The 3186-nt window shown below is 74.8% G+C and carries 2 protein-coding genes and 1 pseudogene; 2 read left to right on the forward strand and 1 reads right to left on the reverse strand.

Features of this window, described 5'->3' with window-relative positions:
• Positions 1-1241, reverse strand: a 1241-nt coding sequence (locus AE652_RS38440) for an MFS transporter (RefSeq protein ID WP_234348694.1), incomplete at its 3' end; no start/stop codon positions are given.
• Between the two features lie 243 nt (positions 1242-1484).
• On the opposite strand from AE652_RS38440, the gene AE652_RS38445 reads away from it, so the two are divergent.
• Positions 1485-2852 carry a condensation domain-containing protein gene (locus AE652_RS38445; protein ID WP_049660052.1) on the forward strand — a complete coding sequence of 456 codons (1368 nt, stop codon included), beginning with the start codon at positions 1485-1487 and terminating at the stop codon, positions 2850-2852.
• 34 nt (positions 2853-2886) lie between these two features.
• Positions 2887-3186 (forward strand): annotated as a pseudogene (locus AE652_RS38450) (alkene reductase); the annotation flags it as partial.

Consider the following 3186-nt stretch of genomic DNA (forward strand, 5'->3'; position numbering starts at 1 on the left):
AGCGCCGCCAGCCGCCGCAGGCTGGCCCGGCGCTGGAGCGCGCCGAGGCCGACGGTCGCCGCGCCGAGCCCGAGCCACCCGACCGGCCCGGCCGCCATCACCACCCCGGTCAGCAGCAGCGGCCCCACCGACTTCTGCACCGACTGGGACATCCCGGCGACCCCGAGGTACGAGGCCTGGGCGCCCGGCGGGGCCAGCACGACCGCCAGCTCCCAGGAGCTCACCGAGCGCAGCAGTTCCGCCAGCGTGATCAGCATCGCCGCGGCCAGCAGCGCGACCGAGGCCAGGACCGGCCCGGCACCGGTGGCGAGCGCGATCAGCAGGCAGCCGCCCAGCACCGTCACCCCGTACCAGCGGACCGCCGCGGCCGCCCCGAGCGCGCCCTCCGCCCAGGCGGAGACCCGCAGTTGCAGCAGCACCACGAGCACCGTGTTGAGCACCAGGAAGACCGGGACGACGGCGTGCGGCGCGCCGGTGTGGTGGACCAGCCAGAGCGGCAGCCCGACGTTGAGGACCGAGTCGTCCAGGTTCAGCGGCATGTCCAGCAGGACGAACCGCAGGTAGCCGCGGTCGCGCCAGGGGCTGGGCGCGGCGGCCGCCGCCCCGGCTGGCGCCTCCCCGGCCTTCGCCGCGACCAGACCGCGCCCGGACGGCTCCCTGGTGCGCCAGACCAGGACGGCGGCCAGCACGTAGGACAGCCCGTTGGCCAGGATCAGCACCCGGTAGGCGGCGGTGGTCCCGACCGCCAGCCCGATCGCCGCGACACCCGCGCCGAGCGCGTACCCGGCATTGGCCACGCTGCGGAACAGGGCCTGGTAGGTGGCCCGCCGCTCGCCCGCCACCCGGGTCGCGAACAGCATCTCCAGGGTCTTGGCGGCCCGTTCGGCCAGGCAGATCAGGGCCACCACGGGCAGCAGCGCCGCGAAGTCGTCGACCACCAGCAGCAGCCCCATCGCCCCGAGCCGCAGCAGGTGGCAGCCGATCAGCAGCCACCGCACCGGCACCCGTTCGGCCGCCCGCCCGGCCAGCGGGGACCCGGCGATCCCCGCCACCGCCCCCACCCCGAGCAGCAGTCCCAGCTGCCGTGCGTCCATCCCGCAGACGTAGGTGAAGTAGAGCACCGAGGCCGCTGCCCACACCCCCGTGCCGGTCCGGTCGACGCACTGCGCCAGCAGCATGATCCGCGCGTCCCGCCCGCCCGGCGGCCGCCGCAGCTGCGCTATCAGTCCGTTCCCCCGCATGGCAGGCCCCCGTCGTGTGCGTGGCGCGAGTCGCGCGATCGGCATCAATCTCGACATCAAGATACTTCACATCAAGAGACTTTTGGAAGCCCCGAACTCCCGACGGCCGCCGGTCGCGGTCGGCCGCACGACCCTCGACGCGCGGCGGGCGGTGCGCCACACTCTCCCCAGCAGCACCCGCGCTCCCAACGCACCGGCACGACGCCACGACGCCACGACCACCGCACTACGGAGAGCCGATCGGTGACCACTCGCCAACTGCTGGAGCTCGCCTTCTCGTCCGGACGGACCGGGGCCGGACCGGCCACCTGGGGCCAACGGGCCATCTGGGACGCCGTACGACGGCTGCCGCCGGCCGACGCGCCGCGCTACAACATCGCCACCGCCGCGCCGCTGGACCCGGGGCTGCCCCTGCCCGTCCTGCTCGCCGCGCTGGAGCGGCTGCTGCACCTGCACGACTCGCTGCACACCCGGCTGCTCCCCGACGAGGCCGGGGGCCTCCGCCAACTCGTCGACGGCGAAGGCACCCTGGACGTCCACCTGTGGCCCGCCGGGGAGCACGAGGACCCGGCCGAACTCGGCACCCGGCTGCATGAGGAGCTGGCGGCACAGCCCTTCGACACCGCCACCCAGTGGCCGGTGCGGGTCGGCGCGGTGACGGCGGGCGGGCTGGTCCGGCACATCAGCCTGGTGCTCTCGCACACTGCGGTGGACGGCTCCGGGATGAGCCGGCTGGTCGCCGACCTGTCCGCACTCTGCCTCGGAAGCTCCCCCGAGGAGCTGGCCGAGCTGCGCGAACCATCCCAACAGCCGTTGGAGGAAGCCGAGTTCCAGACCTCCGAACGCGGCCTGCGGCGCGACGCGGGGGCCCGCAAGCAGTTCGTGCGCAAGCTCCGGCTCGGCCCGCCCCGACTCTTCCCGTCCCGACCCCTCCTGCCGACCACCGCAGAGCCCGCCCGGTTCCCGAACGCGGTGCTCCGCTCCCCCGCCCTGCCCCGGGCCGTCGAGCGGGTCGCGGCCCGGCACCGGGTCAGCACGGGCTCGGTGCTGCTCGCCGCGACGGCCGCGATGACCGCCCGGCTCGCCGGCTCCACCGAGGCCGTGCTGAACGTCGTGGTCAACAACCGCTTCCTGCCGGAGCTGGCCAACGCGGTCGGCGTGATCGCGGGCGACGGCCTGTTCCATCTCCCGGACGCCACCGCCGAGTTCGGCGAGGTCGTGCGCCGTACCCACGCCGCGGCGATCGGCACCTACCGCCACGCGTACTACGACAGGCTGGCCCTGGCCGCCGAGATCGACCGACTGACCGCCGAGGGGGTACAACTGGCCGACCGCTCCTGCGTGTTCAACGACACCCGGGAGCTGCTCCCGGCCCCGGCCGCCCCCGGCGAGGAGCACACCACCCTCAGCTGGCCGGTGGACTTCGAGCCGCGCCCCGGCCTGACCTACGCCCTGGACGCCCTGCAGTCCGCCGAGGCGCTGAGCCTGGCCATGACGGCGGACCCAGCCGTGCTGCCGCGCCCCGCGATGGAGCGGTTCCTGTACGGGATCGAGGAGTTGATCCTCACCGAGGCGGCCGCGCCGACGGACGGGGCAGGCGTCCGCGCTTGAACCTGACACTGATGTCAAGTTCTACCGTACCGGCATGACCACGACCGCCACCGCATCCCTGCTCACCCCGTACCGCCTCGGCGCGCTCGACCTGCCGAACCGCGTCGTCATGGCCCCGATGACGCGCTACCGGGCCGCCGAGGACGGCACGCCGCTGCCCGTCGTCGCCGAGTACTACGCCCAGCGCGCGAGCGCCGGCCTGATCGTCACCGAGGGCATCTGGCCCAGCCGGCAGGGCCAGTCCGGCTGGCGCCTGCCCGGCCTGGAGACGCCCGCGCACGCGGCCGGCTGGCGCGCCGTGACCGGGGCCGTGCACGCCGCCGGCGGGCGGATC

This window comes from Kitasatospora sp. MY 5-36 (genome assembly GCF_001182915.1).
Classification (GTDB): domain Bacteria; phylum Actinomycetota; class Actinomycetes; order Streptomycetales; family Streptomycetaceae; genus Kitasatospora.